The organism is Streptomyces huasconensis (assembly GCF_021028635.1).
GTDB classification, from domain to species: Bacteria; Actinomycetota; Actinomycetes; order Streptomycetales; family Streptomycetaceae; genus Streptomyces; species Streptomyces huasconensis.
In genome coordinates this window covers 2,995,846-3,015,926 of the sequence record NZ_CP086119.1, presented here as the reverse complement: position 1 = coordinate 3,015,926, position 20,081 = coordinate 2,995,846, and the positions used below count along the sequence as shown (strand labels likewise).

Annotated in this window: 19 protein-coding genes; 16 read left to right on the top strand and 3 right to left on the bottom strand. The window is 69.8% G+C overall.

The genetic code is table 11. The features are described 5' to 3' along the window. Positions 1-64: 64 nt before the first annotated feature. Positions 65-1,012, bottom strand: coding sequence for an EamA family transporter (locus tag J2N69_RS13635; RefSeq protein WP_230900987.1), 948 nt, complete (start codon positions 1,010-1,012; stop codon positions 65-67). A 120-nt stretch (positions 1,013-1,132) separates the two neighbouring features. Between J2N69_RS13635 and J2N69_RS13630 the strand changes: the two genes are divergently transcribed. The 15 genes from J2N69_RS13630 to J2N69_RS13560 all read left to right on the top strand — a co-directional run bounded on the left by J2N69_RS13630 (position 1,133) and on the right by J2N69_RS13560 (position 16,913). Beyond that, positions 1,133-1,681 carry a MarR family winged helix-turn-helix transcriptional regulator gene (locus tag J2N69_RS13630; protein ID WP_230900986.1) on the top strand — a complete coding sequence of 183 codons (549 nt, stop codon included), beginning with the start codon at positions 1,133-1,135 and terminating at the stop codon, positions 1,679-1,681. 227 nt (positions 1,682-1,908) lie between these two features. After that, positions 1,909-2,568, top strand: a complete 660-nt coding sequence (locus J2N69_RS13625; RefSeq protein WP_230900985.1) for a hypothetical protein — start codon at positions 1,909-1,911, stop codon at positions 2,566-2,568. Between the two features lie 305 nt (positions 2,569-2,873). Next, on the top strand, positions 2,874-3,593 hold the full coding sequence (locus J2N69_RS13620; protein WP_230900984.1) for a hypothetical protein: 720 nt from the start codon (positions 2,874-2,876) through the stop codon (positions 3,591-3,593). Positions 3,594-3,666: 73 nt separating this feature from the next. Next, on the top strand, positions 3,667-3,966 hold the full coding sequence (locus tag J2N69_RS13615; protein ID WP_230900983.1) for a hypothetical protein: 300 nt from the start codon (positions 3,667-3,669) through the stop codon (positions 3,964-3,966). After that, positions 3,963-5,165, top strand: a complete 1,203-nt coding sequence (locus J2N69_RS13610; protein WP_330166810.1) for a putative T7SS-secreted protein — start codon at positions 3,963-3,965, stop codon at positions 5,163-5,165. The genes J2N69_RS13615 and J2N69_RS13610 overlap by 4 nt, the downstream gene beginning before the upstream one ends. An 11-nt stretch (positions 5,166-5,176) precedes the next feature. Continuing rightward, a complete protein-coding gene (locus J2N69_RS13605; protein WP_230900981.1) occupies positions 5,177-5,815 on the top strand; it encodes a hypothetical protein in 639 nt (212 codons plus the stop codon). 25 nt (positions 5,816-5,840) lie between these two features. After that, the gene (locus J2N69_RS13600) at positions 5,841-7,121 is read left to right on the top strand and encodes a hypothetical protein (protein ID WP_230900980.1); all 1,281 of its coding nucleotides are present in this window, start codon (positions 5,841-5,843) and stop codon (positions 7,119-7,121) included. Positions 7,122-7,294: 173 nt separating this feature from the next. Further along, the gene (locus tag J2N69_RS13595; RefSeq protein WP_230900979.1) at positions 7,295-8,638 is read left to right on the top strand and encodes a nitrate/nitrite transporter; all 1,344 of its coding nucleotides are present in this window, start codon (positions 7,295-7,297) and stop codon (positions 8,636-8,638) included. Positions 8,639-8,757: 119 nt separating this feature from the next. After that, complete coding sequence (locus J2N69_RS13590) at positions 8,758-9,912, top strand: uroporphyrinogen-III synthase (protein ID WP_230900978.1); 1,155 nt, start codon at positions 8,758-8,760, stop codon at positions 9,910-9,912. Positions 9,913-10,037: 125 nt separating this feature from the next. Then, positions 10,038-10,625, top strand: a complete 588-nt coding sequence (locus tag J2N69_RS13585) for a CGNR zinc finger domain-containing protein (protein ID WP_230900977.1) — start codon at positions 10,038-10,040, stop codon at positions 10,623-10,625. 121 nt (positions 10,626-10,746) lie between these two features. Beyond that, the gene (locus tag J2N69_RS13580) at positions 10,747-11,322 is read left to right on the top strand and encodes a sigma-70 family RNA polymerase sigma factor (protein WP_223774903.1); all 576 of its coding nucleotides are present in this window, start codon (positions 10,747-10,749) and stop codon (positions 11,320-11,322) included. Continuing rightward, a complete protein-coding gene (locus tag J2N69_RS13575) occupies positions 11,319-12,140 on the top strand; it encodes a zf-HC2 domain-containing protein (RefSeq protein WP_230900976.1) in 822 nt (273 codons plus the stop codon). The genes J2N69_RS13580 and J2N69_RS13575 overlap by 4 nt, the downstream gene beginning before the upstream one ends. A 96-nt stretch (positions 12,141-12,236) precedes the next feature. Continuing rightward, positions 12,237-14,597 (top strand): HelD family protein, encoded by a 2,361-nt coding sequence (locus J2N69_RS13570; RefSeq protein WP_230900975.1) that lies wholly within the window; start codon positions 12,237-12,239, stop codon positions 14,595-14,597. Between the two features lie 368 nt (positions 14,598-14,965). Then, complete coding sequence (locus tag J2N69_RS13565; RefSeq protein WP_230900974.1) at positions 14,966-16,399, top strand: NAD-dependent malic enzyme; 1,434 nt, start codon at positions 14,966-14,968, stop codon at positions 16,397-16,399. Positions 16,400-16,631: 232 nt separating this feature from the next. Then, positions 16,632-16,913, top strand: coding sequence for an HU family DNA-binding protein (locus J2N69_RS13560; protein ID WP_016645140.1), 282 nt, complete (start codon positions 16,632-16,634; stop codon positions 16,911-16,913). 88 nt (positions 16,914-17,001) lie between these two features. On the opposite strand, the gene murA is transcribed toward J2N69_RS13560, so the two are convergent. After that, on the bottom strand, positions 17,002-18,351 hold the full coding sequence (gene murA / locus J2N69_RS13555) for a UDP-N-acetylglucosamine 1-carboxyvinyltransferase (RefSeq protein ID WP_127910285.1): 1,350 nt from the start codon (positions 18,349-18,351) through the stop codon (positions 17,002-17,004). 253 nt (positions 18,352-18,604) lie between these two features. On the opposite strand from murA, the gene J2N69_RS13550 reads away from it, so the two are divergent. Next, positions 18,605-19,204 carry a YqgE/AlgH family protein gene (locus J2N69_RS13550; RefSeq protein ID WP_230904716.1) on the top strand — a complete coding sequence of 200 codons (600 nt, stop codon included), beginning with the start codon at positions 18,605-18,607 and terminating at the stop codon, positions 19,202-19,204. Here J2N69_RS13550 and J2N69_RS13545 read toward each other — a convergent pair. Next, positions 19,177-20,073 (bottom strand): LysR family transcriptional regulator, encoded by an 897-nt coding sequence (locus J2N69_RS13545; RefSeq protein ID WP_230900973.1) that lies wholly within the window; start codon positions 20,071-20,073, stop codon positions 19,177-19,179. The genes J2N69_RS13550 and J2N69_RS13545 overlap by 28 nt on opposite strands. Positions 20,074-20,081: the final 8 nt, after the last annotated feature.

Below are 20,081 nucleotides of genomic sequence, written 5' to 3'. Positions count from 1 at the left end.
GACGGCTGTTCGGCGCGAGGTAGCAGCCTTTCGAGGGTGCCGCGTCGCGCCGGCGCCGGTGTCGTCATGCCCGGCGGGCGCGGCGGAGGTTCTGGCCCAGGAGGACGCTCGCCACGACCAGGAGCAGGCCGCCCAGCTGCCAGAGGGTCAGTGTCTGGCCCAGGAACAGCAGGCCCGCGAGCGTGGCGACGACCGGGTTGGTGAGGCCGAGGAAGGAGACCGAGGAGGCGGGCAGGCGTTCGATGCCGCGGAACCAGAGGGCGTACGCGAGAGCCGTGCCGATGACGCCGAGGTAGGCGTATCCGGCGATGTTGGCCCCGGTGAAGTGGTCGGGCAGGCCCTCGGCGGTCAGGGCGATGGGGGCCAGGACCAGGCCGCCCGCGGTCAGCTGCCATCCCGTGAGCGCGAGGAGCGAGACCCCTTCCGGGCGGCCCCAGCGCTTGCTGAGGACCACGGCCAGGGCCATCAGCGTCGTCGCCGTCAGCATCGCGGCGATCCCGGCGGCGTCGACCGCCGCGCTGCCGCGCAGGACCAGCAGGGCGACGCCCACAAGGCCGACGAGGCCCGCAAGGAGCGTACGGCGGGTGGGCCGCACCTTCAGGACGCCGATCCCGAAGCCCGCCACGAGCAGCGGCATGACCGCGCTGATCGTCGAGGCGACGCCGCCGGGCAGGTGGTAGGCGCCGAAGAAGAGGAGCGGGAAGAACGCCCCGAAGTTGAGCAGTCCGAGCACGGCCGCCTTCCACCACCAGTCGCCGCGCGGCAGTCGCCGGGTGAGCGCGAGCAGGATCAGCCCGGCGGGCAGGGCGCGCAGCGCGGCGGCGAGCAACGGCCGGTCGGGGGGCAGGAGTTCGGTGGTCGTGACGTAGGTCGTGCCCCAGGTGGCGGGGCCGATGGCGGCGAGCGCGGCGACACCCGCGACGGCCTTGGCGGAGCCGCGGGGCGCGGTGCCGCCGCCCTGCGTGATACCACCCTGCCGGGCGCTGCTCCTGCTGCTGATGGTCACGGACATGACGCTCCCCTCGCTGTTCCCCTGAACGCTGTTATTCTCAACGTTGAGATAAATATGGGCCCCAGGTCCGCGAACGTCAAGTATCTGAATGTTGAGAGATTCGAGGGAGCGGTCGCTGTCATGACGGAGAAGACCGAGAAGGAACCGCCGACCGGGTCCGGCCCCGACGCCATCGACGAGCTGCGCGGCCAGTGGCGCCGCGAGCGCCCCGACCTCGACCCCGCGCATCTGGACGCGATGGCCCTGGTGGGCCGCATCAAGCGCGCCGACCACCTGCTGAGCAAGGGCATGAAGAAGGTCTTCACCGAGTACGGGCTGGAGTTCGCGGAGTTCGACGTCCTCGCCACCCTGCGCCGTGTCGGCGCCCCGCACGAACTGACCGCGGGCGGCCTCCTCAAGACCGCGATGGTGACCTCCGGCGCCATCACCAACCGCCTCGACAAGCTGGAGCGCAAGGGCCTGATCGAACGCCGCCCCGACCCCACCGACCGCCGCGCCATCCGCGTCCGCCTCACCGAGGCCGGTCTCGACCTGGTCGACCGCGCGGTCGTCGACCACATCGCCAACGAGGAACGCATGCTGGCCGCCCTGACCCCCGCCGACCGCGAGGCCCTCGACCGGGCGCTGAGCCGTCTGCTGGTGTCCCTCGGGGACACCCACCTGGGCTGAGTGGTGCGTTGCAGTCGCGGGGGCGCGAACGTTGGAGCGCGCGTCCGTCAGTTGTGGCGCTCAGTGATCAACTGAATGCACTGGCGATCAGTTTGCGCCAACGATGCTGGTGCGCGCTTGCTATGTCCCTGTATGCCTCATGTGCGGTCGGCCTTGACGTGGCTTCACCTTTCCCTCATCGATAGCTTGGTTCACTCCAGAGAATCTCGTGCCATCAGGAGTTGACAGTGAACCGCCGACCCGCCGCCCTGCTCGCCGCGGCCACCATGACTGCCGCGGTGGTCTTCTCGCTCACCTCCTGTGGAGGGGGCAGTACTGACTCCGAGGGCAAGGACAAGATCGCGGGTGCCGACGACGGCGCATCGAAGTCGGCTTCGCCGTCGGCGTCGGACGACGGGATCGATCGGCCGCGGATCAATCTGCCGAAGGACGTGAAGGATGTCTTCGAGGGCGGCCGGACCGGCGACCCGAAGAAGGACGCGGTCCTGGCGGACAACGCGCGGCGGATCAGCTCGGTGACCGAGGCGGTCACGGTCGACGCGGAGAAGCACCCGGCCCTGAAGTTCTATTCGACGGGTGACGCACTGCTGTCGGCAGCGAATCACGTCAAGGGCTTCTACAAGAAGAACAAGAGCTTCGTGGGCACCACGCGGTATTACGACCGCAAGGTCACGTTCCTCAAGGACGGCGCTGCTGCGGTCACGTACTGCATGGATGCCACCAAGACGTATCCCAAGGACCGCAAGAGCGGCAAGGTCGACAGGTCGATTCCGGCATCCGCGCAGGACTACTCCTTCTACAACACCCGCCTGGAGAAGAACGAAGAAGGTGTCTGGCAGACGACTTCTGTACTGACCACCGTAGCGGCGAAGCGGTGCATGCCGTGACCTGCCGAAGGCTGAGCCGACGGTGCGTGCCCCTTCTCGCGCTGATCGTCGCTGTGGTCCCGACTTCCGCTCATGCCGGGGGCGGCAACGAGGCGGAAGCACCTGTCGCACAGGCGCAGGGCGGACGCCAGAATCAGAACCTCACCGTCGAGACGAGAATCCGGACGACTGTCAACGGCGCTCCGGAAACCGCTAAGACGGGAACGCTCACGCCGGTCAACACCAACTGGAACCCGCCGGCCTGCTGGTATGAGCCTGCGTACTCCCCGAAGGAGATCCAGGCGACCGTCAAGGCGATCCGGCAGATGAAGGTATTCGGGATCGGTGACTTCGTAGGCGGCATCCTCGACTCACATTTCAAAGAGGGCCACCCTTACAAGAACTACAACCTCGACAAGCAAGGCGAGGGCCAGTTTTGGGCGGCGTCCATCAACGAGAAGCGTAAGGACGACCCCGAGGCCAACTCCTGCAAAAAGCTGCCCTTCTGGGTGGCCGACGGCGAGACTCCCAAGGAACCCCTCGCGGTGACCCCCAAGGTCCTCGCCGAGTACGCCTACGACGAGCTCCCCGTGCCGAGCACCGAGATCTCGATGGCCCCGCAAGGAACGACGAAGGTCAATCTCCCGACCTGGATCTGGCTGGACAAGGCGAAGTTCAAGAAGGTCTCCGTCACCGCGAGCATCCCGGGATCGGGCCTGTCAGCGACCACGACGGCCGAACCCGTGTCCCTCTCGATTGCACCCGGAACGGAGGACGCCGAGACGTATCCCGCGTCCGGCGAGTGCCCGATCGAGGACCACCGGATCGGCGTGCCCCGGGCCAAGGGCACCCCCGCGGACACCGTTCCGCCGTGCGGCGTGAAGTACCTGCGGTCCTCCGGCGACAGTTCGTACGACCTCCAGGCGACCGTCACCTGGAAGATCAGCTGGACCAGCACCACCGGTGAGGACGGATACCTTCCCGAGGGCCGGTTCGGCGCGGATCAGCAGGTCGAGGTCGAGGAGATCCAGTCCGTCAACCGGTGACCGAACGCCGGGCCTCGTCGCCCGGCGCTGCGAAGACCTGGGCTGATACGAGTGCGAATCGGGGAAGAAGCGCGTGAGTGATCTGTACATCGACGGTGAAATGCTGAGCCGAGTGCGTCGAAACTTGAAGAACATCGAGGATCTTCTCGGTAAACCTATCCGCTCTATGGCTGACATAGACGCCAAGGCGATGGGTGCCAAGGACCTTGAACGTCGCATGGAGGATTTCGGCAGCGAGTGGGAGTACGGCATCGCACAGCTGCGGAAGTTCTCCAAGGGTGCGGCGAAGACCTTGGCCCACATCGAAAATACCTTTGAAAAGTTGGATGAGGATCTCGCTGCTGCGCTATCGAAGGCGGCGGGGAAGAAGTGAGCGCACCTACGGTCGATGACTTCCCGACACTCGGCTTCATCCCCTGTCCAGGTGACCATGACGCCGTGGACAAGGTCTCCGACTCGCTACGCGGAGCGGCAGCCGCCCTGGGAGAGATCCGGAGAGTCCTGCGCGGTGCGGATGATGGAGAATGGCGAGGCAAGGCGGCCATTGCTTTTCGCGAACTACTGGATGACGAGTTCAGGCCCAAGGTCGAGGAGGCCTTCGACTCTTTCGACGGGGCGAAAGGGGTAATCCAGGGCTGGGCCGATTACATGAAGGACAAGCAGAAGGTTGCCCGAGGTCTCGAACGCGAAGCTGCTGAGGCCGAAAGGGTTGCCGGCAAGGAAAAGGGCAGGGGGGAGAAAGGGAGAGCAGCTGTTCACTCCGAAGATAAGAAACGCTCAGAGGGTTCGGGGGAGGAGGGCGACCCGGTCGAGGAGGTGCGCAGGCGGGCGCGGACCCTCCGGGCCAACTATGAAGAAGAAGGACGGAAAGCTGCCGACCGCTTGAAGGATGCCATTGATGTGGCACCGAATGAGCCTGGCTTCTGGGAACGTCTGGGTGATTTCATCGGAGAAGTGCTCGATAAGATCGGTGATGCGCTGGCCTGGGTGCACGATCAACTCATCGAGCTGCTGGGTGAGTTTGCCCCCTTGCTGGATCTCATCGGTGACATCGCCGGCCTGCTCAGTGCCGTCACGGGGCTCCTGGCGCTCGTCCCCGGCCTTCAATTCATGGCTGCCGCCTCGCTTCCCCTTGCGGGTGTTGCGTTGGGCGCCCACTATCTCTCTGCGGTCGGTACGACCGGAAGTTTCGGCAAGGCTCTGCTGACCAAAGATGTCATCATGGATGCGGTCGGGTTCGGGGTCGGCAAGTTGGGCGCAAAGATGGGAGACAGCGTTCTCGCCGCTGCGCAGTTGTCGGGAGCGCCGATGCGAACGGTCCCTCAGCTGATTGGCCCGGCTCAGGAACTCCCGTACGGAATATTTCAGCTTGCAAAAAGCACCCCAAGCGCCTCCTATGTCATGGGACAGGAAGAATTCACCTCACGAGTGGCTAGTTTTCACGTAACCTGGGCAGGTCATGCATTGACGGCCGAAGGTGGGGGTGACACTACTGAGACGATGGGTAAGATCTTCAAGTGGGACTTCGGCGCGTTGACGCAGAAGCCGGTGGTGTCCAATTGGGCGCCATGAGGAGCGACACCGTGGAAATCGAGCCAGGGCAGGTCAGTCTTTTCGTTCCCCCGGACTGGTTCGACCTGATGGCCGATGGAGATGAGAGGGAAGCCACTCGGGTCCGCTGTGCCGAAATTATCCACCGCACCTACCCGAATACCCCCATAGATCGGCGGGAAAAGTTTGTCGACGGCCTGATGGAGTGCCATGAGCGGCACCTCGTTGATGGTGCGCTCATGTATGGCGTGATTACGGCACCGCTTCCCAGAACCGGGGATCAGGCCGTATGGCAGGTTCAAGCTGGAGTCGTCGCTGTTCCGTCAACTCCTGAAGAAGTGGACCTCGGCGCTTTGATGTCGAGAGTGTTCGATGCGCGGTTCAAGGAGCGAGTCGCGTATGTCGAACGGTTCACCACAGAGATGGGGATCGGTTTCGGCTTTCTGTCACAGCCTCTCGTTCCCGTTCCGGAAGACTGGAAGGACGAGGTGCCCGCAGGTCTCCGGACAGGCCTTGCCGGTGCGTTGGCCTGCTCGCCCCAGGGTGGAAAGGGGCTTTTGGTCGTCGGGACCTGCTTGAATCCTGATCAAGTGCGTGAACTCGCTGCTCTGGTGGCGGTAATTGCCGGGAATTCGGTCTTCGTGAGCGAAGCGCCCCTGGACTCCGAGTGACCCGCAGGACGACAGAGGGATGAACATGACGAATACCACCGATGTCGGCTCCTCCCCGCGAGGTTCCCTGTTCCGGGCGACGCCGCTTCCTGAGGAACCCGGGCCTGCCCGGTCCTGGCCGGACCGGGCGGCCCTCCTGCGTGCGCAGTCGGAGGCGCTCAAGGTGCTGATGCGTGAAGACCTTTCGCGCGTACGCGGCGTTGCCTTCTTCCTGTGCTCGACGGTGGTGACCCTCGTAGCTGTCCTGATTCCGGTCCTGGTGGTTGACGCGCTCGGGGGCGAGGACCGTGACGCCGACAATGCCGCTGTAACAACCGCGGTATGCCTGCTACTGGGGATCATCGCGCTCCCGGCGCTCCTGGTTCTGCGTTCCCTGCGTGCTCGGGGGGTGCGGCGGAGTCGGCTACTGCGTCAGTGGGCCGCTGTGGACCGGGGCCCCGACTCGGAGATCCCTGGTGGTTACGGCTCGCAGGGTTCCCCGCACTCCCGCTTCTTCAATGCGGCGGCCATCTTGGTGCTGGCGTTCATCCTGGCTGTCCTGGTGCTGGCGAACGCATCCGATGGGGACGTTCTCGTGATGCTGCCGGGGCTGGCAGTGGCCGCGTCCTTCGCCTGGGCGACCGTGCGGAAGTATGCCGATCGCTACGCCTGGGCCTCGCGGGAGAACGTGATCCGGGGAAGGGAGCGCCGACGGAAGCGGCACCGGGAGCGGATGTCCCAACCGGTCGAAGTCCAACGGCCCGGGACGATCCGTCCGGTGCTGCTGTATCTCGCCCTGAGTGCCCCTGTCGCCATCGTCGCGGTGGTTTTCGCAATGGTCCGTCCGGACAACATCACCGGCCTCGTGCTGGTGGGCCTCATCGCCCTGGCTGTCCTGATGGTCGGCCTTCCGACGGTCGCGCTCAAGCGGTGCAGGGAGCGGACTCAACTCGAAGAGGCCGTGAGCGCCCTGACGAGTTCGTTTCCCCCTGGGGCAGTTGTGCACCCCGTCCGGTACGGGCTGGGTGAACCGACAGGAGAGCGTGGGGCCGTCGGAGCCGCTGCCTGGGACTGTGCTCCGCCGCGTGCAGGTGTGCTGGTGATCGGGGCGGACGGGGTGCGACTCCGCGGTGCGGACGGGAGCGCGCTCGACCTCTCCTTCGCGAATCTCGCGGGCGCGGCATACATCCCCAACTCAGTGAGCCGGCTCGATCCGACCGTCGATCTCCTTCTTCATTCCGGCGAGTCGATCGAGGTCCGCACAGCCCGAGCCGAGGAGATCGCCCACGCGCTCTCGGGTGCGGGGGTGTGGACCGTCTCGGCATAACGCGCCTCCCGCACCGGTAGGTCCCCTGGCCCGCTCCTCACCACCCCACCCCACCCCCCGTGAGAGCAACGTTCCCCGCCGGTCACTCCCCGCCACAGGGCCGAAACGCGTGCTCCCTACCTTCGGGAGCGTCGGCAGCGGATGTGGATGTGGATGAGCCGTGGAGGCACGCGATGTGGATCGAGCGGTGGGAGCCGGAGGACGAGAAGTTCTGGAAGGAGGAGGGAGGGGAGCGGGTCGCCCGGCGGAATCTGGCGTTCTCGGTGCTCTCCGAGCACATCGGGTTCTCCGTGTGGAGCCTGTGGTCCGTGATGGTCCTGTTCATGGGCCCGGAGTACGGGATCGACCCGGCGGGGAAGTTCTTCCTGGTGTCCATGGCGACCCTCGTGGGGGCCGTCGTCCGCGTTCCCTACACCTTCGCCGTCGCCCGCTTCGGAGGGCGTAACTGGACCGTCATCGCCGCCTCCCTCCTGCTCCTGCCCACCGTCGCCGCCTTCCTCGTCATGGAGCCGGGGACCTCGTACACCACCTTCATGGTGTGCGCGCTGCTCACCGGCGTCGGCGGCGGCAACTTCGCCTCCAGCATGACCAACATCAACTCCTTCTTCCCGCTGCGCGAGAAGGGCTGGGCGCTCGGGCTCAACGCCGGGGGCGGCAACATCGGCGTACCCGTCGTGCAGCTCGTCGGGCTCGCCGTGATCGGGGCGAGCGGCGGGCCGCGGGTGGTGCTCGGGATCTACATCCCGCTGGTTCTCGTCTCCGTGTTCTGCGCCGCCCGCTACATGGACAGCATCTCGTCCGTGCGCAACGACACCGGGGCCGTCAGGGCCGCCGTACGGGACGCGCACACGTGGATCATGGCGTTCCTGTACGTGGGGACGTTCGGGTCCTTCATCGGGTACAGCTTCGCCTTCGGGCTCGTCCTCCAGACGCAGTTCGGGCGTACGCCGCTGGAGGCCGCGCAGCTGACCTTCATCGGGCCGCTGCTCGGCTCGCTGATCCGGCCCGTGGGCGGGCGGCTCGCCGACCGGCACGGCGGGGCGCGCATCACCCTCGCCAACTTCGCCGCGATGGGCGCCGCGACCGGCGTCGTCGTGATCGCCTCGGTCAAGGAGTCGCTGCCGCTGTTCGTCGGCGCCTTCATCGCCCTGTTCGTGCTCACCGGGCTCGGCAACGGATCGACGTACAAGATGATCCCCGGGATCTTCCAGGCCAAGGCCGAGCGCAAGGGGCTGGCGGGGGAGGAGGCCGCGGCGTACGGGCGACGGCTGTCCGGGGCCGCGATGGGGCTGATCGGGGCGGTCGGCGCGCTCGGCGGGCTCGGCATCAATCTCGCCCTGCGGCAGTCGTTCCAGGCGGTGGGGTCGGGCACGGGGGCGTTCGTGGCGTTCCTCGGCTTCTACGCGGTGTGTTCAGGGGTCACCTGGGCCGTATACCTTCGCGGCAAGGCGGTCCGCCGTACGGCCGCCGGGGCCGGTACGGACGTGAAGTCGCAGCTCAGCTACGCCGAGGTGTGACGTAACACGGCGGACATCGCCGCGAACCGGGCCTGTCACGCGGCATTGACAGGCTCGGTCGTCCGCCGCCCACGCGCCACGAGCGGGACGAGACGAGACAGCCGAGACGAGACAGACCTATGCACGCGACCCCAGCGAACTCCCCGACCGCGCACGGACCCCTCGCCGGATTCACCGTCGGGGTGACCGCCGCCCGGCGCGCCGACGAGCTGGGCGCGCTGCTCCAGCGGCGCGGCGCCACGGTCCTGCACGCCCCGGCGCTGCGCATCGTGCCGCTTGCCGATGACAGCGAACTCCTCGCGGCGACCAAGCAGCTGATCGACCACGCCCCGGACGTTGTGATCGCCACCACCGCCATCGGGTTCCGCGGCTGGATCGAGGCCGCCGACGGCTGGGGGTACGGCGAGGCGCTGCTCGGCTGCCTGCGCGGGGTGGAACTGCTCGCCCGGGGCCCGAAGGTGAAGGGCGCGGTGCGCGCCGCCGGGCTCACCGAGGAGTGGTCGCCGTCGTCGGAGTCGATGGCGGAGGTGCTCGACCGGCTGCTCGGCGAGGGCGTCGACGGGCGCCGCATCGCGCTGCAACTGCACGGCGAGCCGCTGCCCGGCTTCGTCGAGGCGCTGCGGGCGGGCGGGGCGGAGGTCGTCGGCGTGCCCGTCTACCGGTGGCTGCCGCCGGAGGACCTCGCGCCCGTGGACCGGCTGCTCGACGCGACGGTGGGGCGGGGCGTCGACGCCCTCACGTTCACCAGCGCGCCCGCCGCCGCCTCACTGCTGGCCCGCGCCGAGGAGCGCGGTATGGCGGAGGAGTTCCTGGCCGCCCTCGGCCACGACGTGCTGCCCGCCTGCGTGGGGCCCGTGACCGCGCTGCCGCTCCAGTCGCGCGGCGTGGACACCGTGCAGCCGGAGCGCTTCCGGCTCGGCCCCCTCGTCCAGCTGCTGTGCCAGGAACTCCCGGCCCGCGCCAGGGCGCTGCCCATCGCCGGGCACCGGGTGGAGATCCGCGGCCACGCCGTCCTCGTCGACGAGGAGCTGCGGGCCGTGCCGCCCGCCGGCATGGCCCTGCTGCGCGCTCTGGCCCGCCGCCCCGGCTGGGTGGTGGCCCGCGCGGAACTGTTGCGCGCGCTGCCCGGCACCGGGCGCGACGAGCACGCCGTGGAGACGGCCATGGCGCGGCTGCGCACCTCCCTGGGCGCGCCGAAGCTGATCCAGACGGTGGTCAAGCGGGGGTACCGGCTCGCGATCGACCCGGCTGCGGAGTCCAAGTACGCGGAGTAGCGCATGATCTGACGCCGCGTCGGACGCGGGGCGGCGGGAGGGGTTCCGGACCCGCCGGGTGGCGTGCACTGTAGGGGGAGGCGACGGCATTTACTCACCGGTTACCCCAAGGCGGTGACAGACGCATGGCGTTGGGCATGGCCCCGGTCCCGTACGAGCTGCGATTCGACACCGGGCGGAGCTGCCTGGACCTCGTGGCGACGCACCACCCCGTGGAACGGCTCGACTCCGTCCGCAGACTGCGCGCCTGGCTCACCGGCGCCGGTCTCCTCCCGGCGGGTGCGCCGCTCCGTGGCGCGGACCCGGACTGGCTCACCGCGTTCCGTGAACTACGTACGCATGTGGCGGATTTGGTGGTCGGCGAGATCGAGCACCGCCCCGCCGACAGTGCCCTGGAGCACGTCAACGCGCTGGCCGCCGCCGCGCCCCCGGCCCCCCGCGCGGTGCGCGCCGCCGACGGCACCCTGGCCCGCGCCCTGCGCGACGACCCGGCCTGCGCGGCCCTGCTCGCCTGCGTCGCCAGGGACGCCGTCGATCTGCTCACCGACCCCGCGGCCCGCGCCCTGCTGCGCCGGTGCGAGGGCGACAACTGCCCCCTCGTCTACCTCGACACCTCCCGCGGCCACCGCCGCCGCTGGTGCTCCAGCGAGGTCTGCGGCAACCGCGAACGGGTCGCCCGCCACCGCCGCCGGGTGGCACTGGCCCGCGCGTGACGTCGCCGCGTCACGGGCGGTGCGGAGAACCGCCCGCCCGTTGAACGCCCCGCACCCCTCGTACGTACCTCCGTCATGAGACCCACCCGACCCGCCCGAAGCGCGGACACCGGAGGCAGACGTGCGCAAGGATTCCGCTGTGGCCGATGAACGACCGCGGCCGCCCCGGCACCGTCTCGGGCGGCCGCCGGGGCCGGACGAGGAACTGATGCGCGCGCTCTACCGCGAGCACGCGGGACCGCTGCTCGCGTACGTGCTGCGGCTGGTCGCGGGGGACCGGCAGCGCGCCGAGGACGTGGTGCAGGAAACGCTCATCCGTGCCTGGAAGAACGCCGGTCAGCTCAACCGGGCGACCGGCTCGGTACGCCCCTGGCTGGTGACGGTCGCCCGGCGCATCGTCATCGACGGCCACCGCAGCCGGCAGGCCCGGCCGCAGGAGGTCGATCCGTCGCCGCTGGAGGTCATCCCCGCGGAGGACGAGATCGACAAGGCACTGTGGCTGATGACGCTCTCCGACGCCCTGGAGGACCTGACTCCCGCGCACCGGGAGGTACTTGTCGAAACGTACTTCAAAGGGCGTACGGTCAACGAGGCGGCCGCGACGCTGGGCATTCCCAGCGGTACGGTCCGCTCACGGGTCTTCTACGCGCTTCGCTCGATGAAGCTCGCACTGGAGGAGCGGGGGGTGAAGGCATGACCGGGTCCTACGGCCACCCATACGACCCATACGACCACCACGGCGGGTGGCAGGACGGCACCGTCCACGAGGCCGTCGGCGCCTACGCCCTGGGCGTCCTGGACGAGGCGGAGAACGCCTGGTTCGAGGCACACCTCGCGGGCTGCGAGCCCTGCGCGCGGCACCTGGAGGAGTTCTCCGCCGTGGAGCCGATGCTGGCCGCGCTCGCCGACCTCCCGGGCGGGCGCGGCGCACCGGAGGCCGGTGAACCGCTCGCCGCGCGCCCCGGCCCGCGGTTCGCCGACCGCCTCCTCGGCGAGGTGTCGCGCACGCGCGAGCGGCGGCGCAGGCGCGGCCTGCTCCTGGTCGCGGCGGCGGTCGCGCTGATCGTCGGCGGCCCGCTCACCGTCCTCGCGGTGAGCGGCGACGGCGACAGCGGCCCGCGGGACCTCGCCGCGGACCCGCACCCCACCAGCCCCGCCGAGGACGCCTTCTTCCACCACATGGAGGAGAAGAGGGAGGCCACCGACCCGGCGACCAAGGTCAGCGCCACCGTCGGCACGGAGAAGAAGGCCTGGGGCACCCACGCCGTCCTGGAGCTGAAGAACGTCAAGGGCCCGCTCAAGTGCTCCCTCGTCGCGGTCGGCAAGGACGGCACGAAGGAGACGGTCACCAGCTGGTCGGTGCCCAAGTGGGGCTACGGCATCAAGGACAGCCCGAACAAGTGGGCGCGCGGACCTCTGTACGTCCACGGGGGCGCCGCCATGGACCGCAACGACATCGACCACTTCGAGGTGACCACCTTCGACGGCGACCGTCTGGTCGAGGTCGACGTATAAGCGCGGCCAGGTGCACAAGCACGGTCCCTTTCGCGTACGGTGGACGGCTGCTCAACAGGGGCAGCAGCACGCTTGAAAGGGGCCTCGGTGGCCGACGTGAACGCAGTGAGGCCGCCAGGCACACGCGACCGTGAGATCAGCGTCGAACAGGACCATCTCGACCAGGTCTACCGACGCCTCGAGGAGAAGATCCACGAGGCCGAGTTCCTGATGAACGACGCCGCGAAGCGCTCCCAGGTCGGTACGCCGGGCGCGCTCGCCGAGCGTGACGCGCAGGTCTTCCGCGCCGGCGTCCATCTCAACCGGCTCAACAACGAGTTCGAGGACTTCCTCTTCGGCCGCATCGACCTGCTCCGGGGCAAGGACGGCAAGAAGGGCCCCGACGGCGCGTACACGGCCGTGGAGCCCGCCGAGGGCGCCATCACGGAGGACAACACGGCCGAGATCGCCGAGACGCTGCACATCGGCCGCATCGGCGTCCTCGACGCGGACTACTCCCCGCTCGTCATCGACTGGCGCGCGCCCGCCGCCGCCCCGTTCTACCGCTCCACGCCGGTCGACCCGGGCCGTGTCGTGCGCCGCCGCGTCATCCGCTCCAAGGGCCGCAAGGTCCTCGGCGTGGAGGACGACCTGATGCGTCCGGAGATCACCGCCTACCTCGACGGCGAAGAGCTGCCGGTGATCGGTGACGGCGCGCTGATGGCCGCGCTCGGGCAGGCCCGCAGCCACACCATGCGGGACATCGTGGCGTCCATCCAGGCCGAGCAGGACATGGTGATCCGCGCGCCCGCCGCGTCCGTGACGTACGTGGAGGGCGGCCCCGGCACCGGCAAGACGGCGGTGGCGCTGCACCGCGCCGCCTACCTCCTCTACCAGGACCGCCGCCGGTACGCGGGCGGCATCCTCATCGTCTCCCCGACCCCGCTCCTGGTCGCCTACACGGAAGGCGTCCTGCCCTCCCTGGGCGAGGAGGGCCAGGTGGCGATCCGCGCGGTCGGCTCCCTGGTCGACGGCGTCGAGGCCACGGTCTACGACTCGCCCGCGGTGGCCCGCGTCAAGGGCTCCTCGCGGATGCTGCACGTGCTGCGCAAGGCGGCCCGGGGCGCGCTGGAGGGCGTACAGGCCAGGCCCAAGGCCCCCCGCGACGAGCAGCTGACCTTCGGCGACGACCCCGAGCCGGAGCCCGGGGCGTCCCAGGCGGCCGAGGGCGCCCCCACGCGCCTGCGCGTCGTCGCCTTCGGCCGCCGCCTCGAACTGGACGCCGAGCAGCTGAACCGCATCCGCCGCAACGCCCTCGGCGGCACCGCCCCCGTCAACCTGCTGCGCCCGCGCGCCCGCAAGCTCCTCCTGGACGCCCTGTGGTCGCAGTCCGGGGCCGCCGGCCGCCACTCCGACCCGGAACTCGCCGCCGAGCTGCGCTCCTCCTTCGACGACGACATCACCTCCGAGGACGACTTCATCCGCTTCCTCGACGCCTGGTGGCCGGAGCTGACCCCGCGCGCGGTGCTGGCCGCGATGGGCGACGAGCGGCGCCTGGCCCGCTGGGCCCGCCGCGCGCTGAACCCCGGCGAGGTCCGCAAGGTCGCCCGGTCCCTCAGGAGGGACGCCCTGTCCGTGCACGACGTGGCGCTCCTCGACGAACTCCAGGCGATCCTCGGCACGCCGCACCGGCCCAAGAAGAAGCGCGAACTGGACCCCCTCGACCTGCTCACCGGCCTCGAAGAGCTGATGCCGCAGCGCGAGGAGACCCAGCGCGAGCGCGCCGAACGCCTGGCGGCGGAGCGCACCGAGTACGCCCACGTCATCGTCGACGAGGCGCAGGACCTCACCCCCATGCAGTGGCGCATGGTCGGCCGCCGCGGCCGGCACGCCACCTGGACGGTCGTCGGCGACCCCGCGCAGTCCTCGTGGTCCGACCCCGACGAGGCGGCCGAGGCCCGGGACGAGGCCCTCGGCTCCCGCCCGCGCCGCCGCTTCACCCTCACCGTGAACTACCGCAACCCCGCCGAGATCGCCGAGGTGGCCGCCAAGGTCCTGGCGCTCGCGCTGCCCGGCGCCGAGTCGCCCTCCGCGGTCCGCTCGACCGGCGTGGAGCCCCGCTTCTGCGTCGTGCGCGACGGGGACCTCGGCGCGTCCGTACGGGAGGAGGCGGCGCTGCTCCTGGAGCGGGTGAGCGGCACGGTCGGGGTGGTCGTCGCGATGAACCGCCGCGACCAGGCGGCCCGCTGGCTCGCCGGGCTCGGCGATCGCGTGGTGGCGCTCGGCAGCCTGGAGGCCAAGGGCCTGGAGTACGACGCCACGGTCGTCGTCTCGCCCGCGGAGATCGCCGACGAGTCCCCGGCGGGCCTGCGGGTCCTGTACGTGGCGCTGACGCGCGCCACGCAGCAGCTCACGGTCCTGTCGGGCGAGCGGGACGACCCGGACGGGGACGGGGTGCCGGACCTGCTCCGGGATTGAGTTCCCGGCACTTCCCAGGACGGGAATTGCCTTACGGGGATCGTTTGTTACCTTGGATGTGGCACCGGCCCGATCCAAGCCCCCGGGCCCAACCTTCGTCGCTACGAGCGACCACTTGCCGCGAGGCGAGCATGGCGGGTCGGTGTCATGAACGGATGAGAGAGGCCCACGTCACCACGTGACGTGGGCCTCTTTCTGTTTTCCACAACTTCTCGTATGGTGGAAACAAGTTTCCGAAATCGCGCCCCAGTGCGGTGTGCCGCCCGGTGAACAAAACGTTCTCAATCCGGGGCGGCTACCACGTACCCGGCGGTAGGTGCGACCATCGGACGGCAAGAGCTACACGGTGAAAGCAGAGGAAGTCGGCCATGGCAACGGCGCCCAGCGTCTCCTACTCGATGACGGTCCGGCTGGAGGTGCCCGCGAGCGGAACCGCGGTCTCCCAGCTCACCACGGCCGTCGAGTCATCCGGGGGCTCGGTCACCGGCCTCGACGTCACGGCCTCCGGCCACGAGATGCTGCGGATCGACGTGACGATCGCGGCGTCCTCCACCACGCACGCCGACGAGATCGTCGAGCAGCTGCGCACGATCGAGGGCGTGACCCTCGGCAAGGTCTCCGACCGAACCTTCCTGATGCACCTCGGCGGCAAGATCGAGATGGCGTCCAAGCACCCCATCAGGAACCGCGACGACCTCTCCATGATCTACACCCCGGGTGTCGCCCGGGTCTGCATGGCGATCGCCGAGAACCCCGAGGACGCGCGCCGCCTCACCATCAAGCGCAACTCCGTTGCGGTCGTAACGGACGGCTCGGCCGTCCTCGGCCTCGGCAACATCGGCCCGAAGGCCGCGCTGCCGGTCATGGAGGGCAAGGCGGCCCTCTTCAAGCGCTTCGCCGGCATCGACGCCTGGCCGCTGTGCCTGGACACCCAGGACACCGACGCCATCGTCGAGATCGTCAAGGCGATCGCCCCCGGCTTCGCGGGCATCAACCTTGAGGACATCTCCGCGCCGCGCTGCTTCGAGATCGAGGCACGGCTGCGCGAGGCGCTGGACATCCCCGTCTTCCACGACGACCAGCACGGCACCGCGATCGTCGTCCTCGCCGCGCTCACCAACGCCCTGCGCGTGGTGGGCAAGGGCATCGGCGACGTGCGCGTGGTCATGTCGGGCGCCGGCGCGGCCGGTACGGCCATCCTGAAGCTGCTGCTCGCAGCGGGCGTCAAGAACGCCGTGGTGGCCGACATCCACGGCGTCGTGCACGCCGACCGCGAGGACCTGGTCTCGCACGACGTGGACTCGCCGCTGCGCTGGATCGCCGACAACACCAACCCCGAGGGCCTCACGGGCACCCTCAAGGAGGCCGTGGTCGGCGCCGACGTCTTCATCGGCGTCTCGGCCCCGAACGTGCTCAACGGCGACGACGTCGCGGCCATGGCCGACGGTGCCATCGTGTTCGCGCTCGCGAACCCGGACCCCGAGGTCGACCCGGCGATCGCCCGTCAGACGGCGGAGGTCGTGGCCACCGGCCGCTCGGACTTCCCGAACCAGATCAACAACGTCCTGGTCTTCCCGGGCGTCTTCCGCGGCCTGCTCGACGCCCAGTCGCGTACGGTCAACACGGAGATGATGCTGGCCGCCGCGGGCGCCCTCGCCGACGTCGTCGCCGAGGACGAGCTGAACCGGAACTACATCATTCCGAGCGTCTTCAACGACAAGGTCGCGGGCGCCGTGGCCGGTGCGGTGCGCACCGCGGCGAAGGCCGCGGGGGTCACTGTGACGGGTCCCACGTCCGCCTGACCCTCGGCGCGTCGCGGGGCGCGGGCCCCTAAACGCCCCTTTAGGGTGGCGGACCATGGGCTCTGCGGCCCTTCGGAGGGTGCCGGATTGGCTTTCCCGCCGCAGGTGGGGGCAGGATGCGTAATCGGGCGCGAGGGTCTGACGTAAGACCCGGGTCCGGGGACTGTCCGAGGACCCTGGCAGCATCGGCTTCGATCACGCCTCAACGGCAAAAGAACACGGGAGTACAAACATGAACCGCAGTGAGCTGGTGGCCGCGCTGGCCGACCGCGCCGAGGTGACCCGCAAGGACGCCGACGCCGTGCTGGCCGCGTTCGCCGAGACCGTCGGCGAGATCGTTGCCAAGGGCGACGAGAAGGTCACCATCCCCGGCTTCCTGACCTTCGAGCGCACCCACCGTGCCGCTCGCACCGCCCGTAACCCGCAGACCGGCGAGCCGATCAACATCCCGGCCGGTTACAGCGTCAAGGTTTCGGCTGGTTCCAAGCTGAAGGAAGCGGCCAAGGGGAAGTAAAGACCCTGAGCAGCTGAAAGGGGCGGTCACCCACCGGGTGACCGCCCCTTTTGTTTCAGGTTTTCTGGTTCTCAGGTGCAGCAGACGCCTACAGCGCCGCCTTGCCGTTCGGCAGCTCGACCTTCGCGCCGAGCTCCTGGAGCTTGTCCATGAAGTTCTCGTAGCCGCGGTTGATCAGGTCGATGCCGTGGACGCGGGAGGTGCCCTGGGCCGCGAGAGCGGCGATCAGGTACGAGAAGCCGCCGCGCAGGTCGGGGATGACCAGATCGGCGCCCTGGAGCTTCGTGGGGCCGCTGACGACCGCCGAGTGCAGGAAGTTGCGCTGGCCGAAGCGGCAGTCGGAGCCGCCGAGGCACTCGCGGTAGAGCTGGATGTGCGCGCCCATCTGGTTCAGGGCGGAGGTGAAGCCGAGCCGCGACTCGTAGACCGTCTCGTGGACGATGGACAGGCCCGCGGCCTGCGTCAGCGCCACGACCAGCGGCTGCTGCCAGTCGGTCTGGAAGCCGGGGTGCACGTCCGTCTCCAGGGCGATCGCGTTGAGCGAGCCGCCCGGGTGCCAGAAGCGGATGCCCTCGTCGTCGATCTCGAAGGCACCGCCCACCTTCCGGTAGGTGTTCAGGAACGTCATCATCGAGCGCTGCTGGGCGCCGCGGACGTAGATGTTGCCTTCGGTCGCCAGGGCCGCGGAAGCCCAGGAGGCGGCCTCCAGGCGGTCCGAGAGGGCGTGGTGGTTGTAGCCGCCGAGGCTGTCGACACCGGTGATCCGTATGGTCCGGTCGGTGTCCATGGCGATGATCGCGCCCATTTTCTGCAGGACGCAGATCAGGTCCTCGATCTCCGGCTCCACCGCGGCGTTGGAGAGCTCGGTCACACCCTCCGCGAGGACGGCGGTGAGCAGGACCTGCTCGGTGGCGCCCACGGACGGGTACGGCAGGCGGATCTTGGTGCCGCGCAGGCGCTGCGGGGCCTCCAGGTACTGGCCGTCGGCGCGCTTCTCGATGGTGGCGCCGAACTGGCGCAGCACCTCGAAGTGGAAGTCGATCGGCCGGCCGCCGATGTCGCAGCCGCCGAGGCCGGGGATGAAGGCGTGCCCGAGGCGGTGCAGGAGCGGCCCGCAGAAGAGGATCGGAATCCGCGACGACCCGGCGTGGGCGTCGATGTCGGCGACGTTGGCGCTCTCCACGTGCGACGGGTCCAGGATCAGCTCGCCCGGCTCCTCGCCGGGGCGGACCGTCACGCCGTGCAGCTGGAGCAGGCCGCGTACGACACGCACGTCGCGAATGTCCGGGACATTGCGCAGCCGGCTCGGAGCGCTGCCGAGCAGCGCGGCAACCATGGCCTTGGGCACGAGGTTCTTCGCGCCGCGGACACGGATCTCGCCCTCCAGCGGGGTTCCGCCGTGGACAAGCAGTACATCGTCAATGCCGGTGACGGTCATGAATCTCGCGTTCCGATTGGATGGACGGGGGAACAAGGGGCAAGCGTAATGGCCGCGTACCCCCCTTCCGTAAGGCCAAGGGGGCGCAAAACAGGTCATGAGTTCGCCACAACACGAACCGTGCGGAACCGGACACTCCGGGTCACCGGCCCCGGCCGTGCGCTCCGGTCGCTCTCATGCGCCCTGAACTGCACCGGCTCACGTACGGCCATTACCTCCCCGCCCACGGCGAAGATGCGGGATCATGTCGTTCATGACCGAGGTGTCCTCGCTCACAGGGCGGCTGCTCGTGGCCACGCCGACCCTGGCGGACCCCAACTTCGACCGTGCGGTGGTGCTGCTCCTCGACCACGACGAGGAGGGCTCGCTCGGCGTGGTCCTGAACCGCCCCACGCCGGTGGACGTCGCCGACATCCTGGAGGGCTGGGGCGAGCTGGCCGGGGCCCCGGGCGTCGTCTTCCAGGGCGGCCCCGTATCGCTGGACTCGGCGCTCGGCGTCGCGGTGATCCCCGGCGAGGAGGGCACGCCGTCCGGCATCCGCTACCGCACCGGCCGCGTCGACCCCGTGGGCTTTCGCCGGGTGCACGGCGCGATCGGCCTCGTCGACCTGGAGGCCCCGCCGGAGCTGCTCTCCCCGGCCCTCGGCAGCCTGCGGATCTTCGCGGGGTACTCGGGGTGGGGGCCCGGCCAGCTGGAGAAGGAGCTGGAGGACGGCGCCTGGTACGTGGTCGAGTCCGAGCCGGGCGACGTCTCCTCGCCGGACCCGGAGCGGCTGTGGCGCGCGGTGCTCAGACGCCAGCGCAGCGAGCTGGCGATGGTGGCGACCTATCCGGACGATCCGTCGCTGAACTGACCGGCGTCCGCCAGGTACCGCTCGGCGAGCGGGTGCGCGTCCCGGGCCGGGACCACGAGGCGCACGGCGACGGGCGGCGCGTTCTTCAGGCGTACGTAGCGCAGGGCCGGGTGGGAGTGCCTGCGGGCCACCGGTTCCGGGGCGATGCCCACGCCGTGGCCCGCGGCGACCGCCTCCAGCCACTCGTCGAAGTTGTGGGCGGTGCAGGCGAGCCGGGGGCGGCGGCCCTCGGGCCACAGGTCGGGGGTGGTCGTGCCGGTGACGGTGTTGACGACCAGGGGGTGGTCGGCGAGTTCCGCCCAGTCCACGACGCGGCGCCCCGCGAGCGCGGGCGTGTCACGGGCGAGGACGGCGACGCGCGGCTCGTGCAGGAGGAGGCGTGAGCGCACCGCGTCGCCGGGCGGCAGGTCGCCGCGGACGACCGCGATGTCGCAGGCGCCCGACAGCAGGCCCGCGAGCGGGGCGTCGCCGCGCACCAGGCGCACGCCCGCCCCGGTGGCCGCCTTGAAGCCGGTGGCGAGGGCCGCGCAGGCCTCGGGCAGCAGGGAGGTGAAGCCGAGGCGCAGCACGGGCGGCTCGGCCCCGGCGGCGGTGCGCAGGGTGCCGTCCAGCCGGCGCAGCAGCGGCGCGAGGTCGTCCCGCAGCCGCCGCCCGGCCCCGGTGAGCGCGACCCGCCGTGTGGTCCGGTCGAGGAGCCGCACCCCGAGGCTCTCCTCCAGGGCGCGCACGGCGCGGGTGAGCGCGGGCTGACCGGTGCGCAGCAGGGCGGCGGCGTGCGTGAAGCTCAGCTCGTCGGCGACCGCGAGGAAGGCGCGCAGGTGCCGCAGCTCGATGCCGTCCAGGGGTTCCCGGAGCCGTTCGTCATTCATGCCGCACC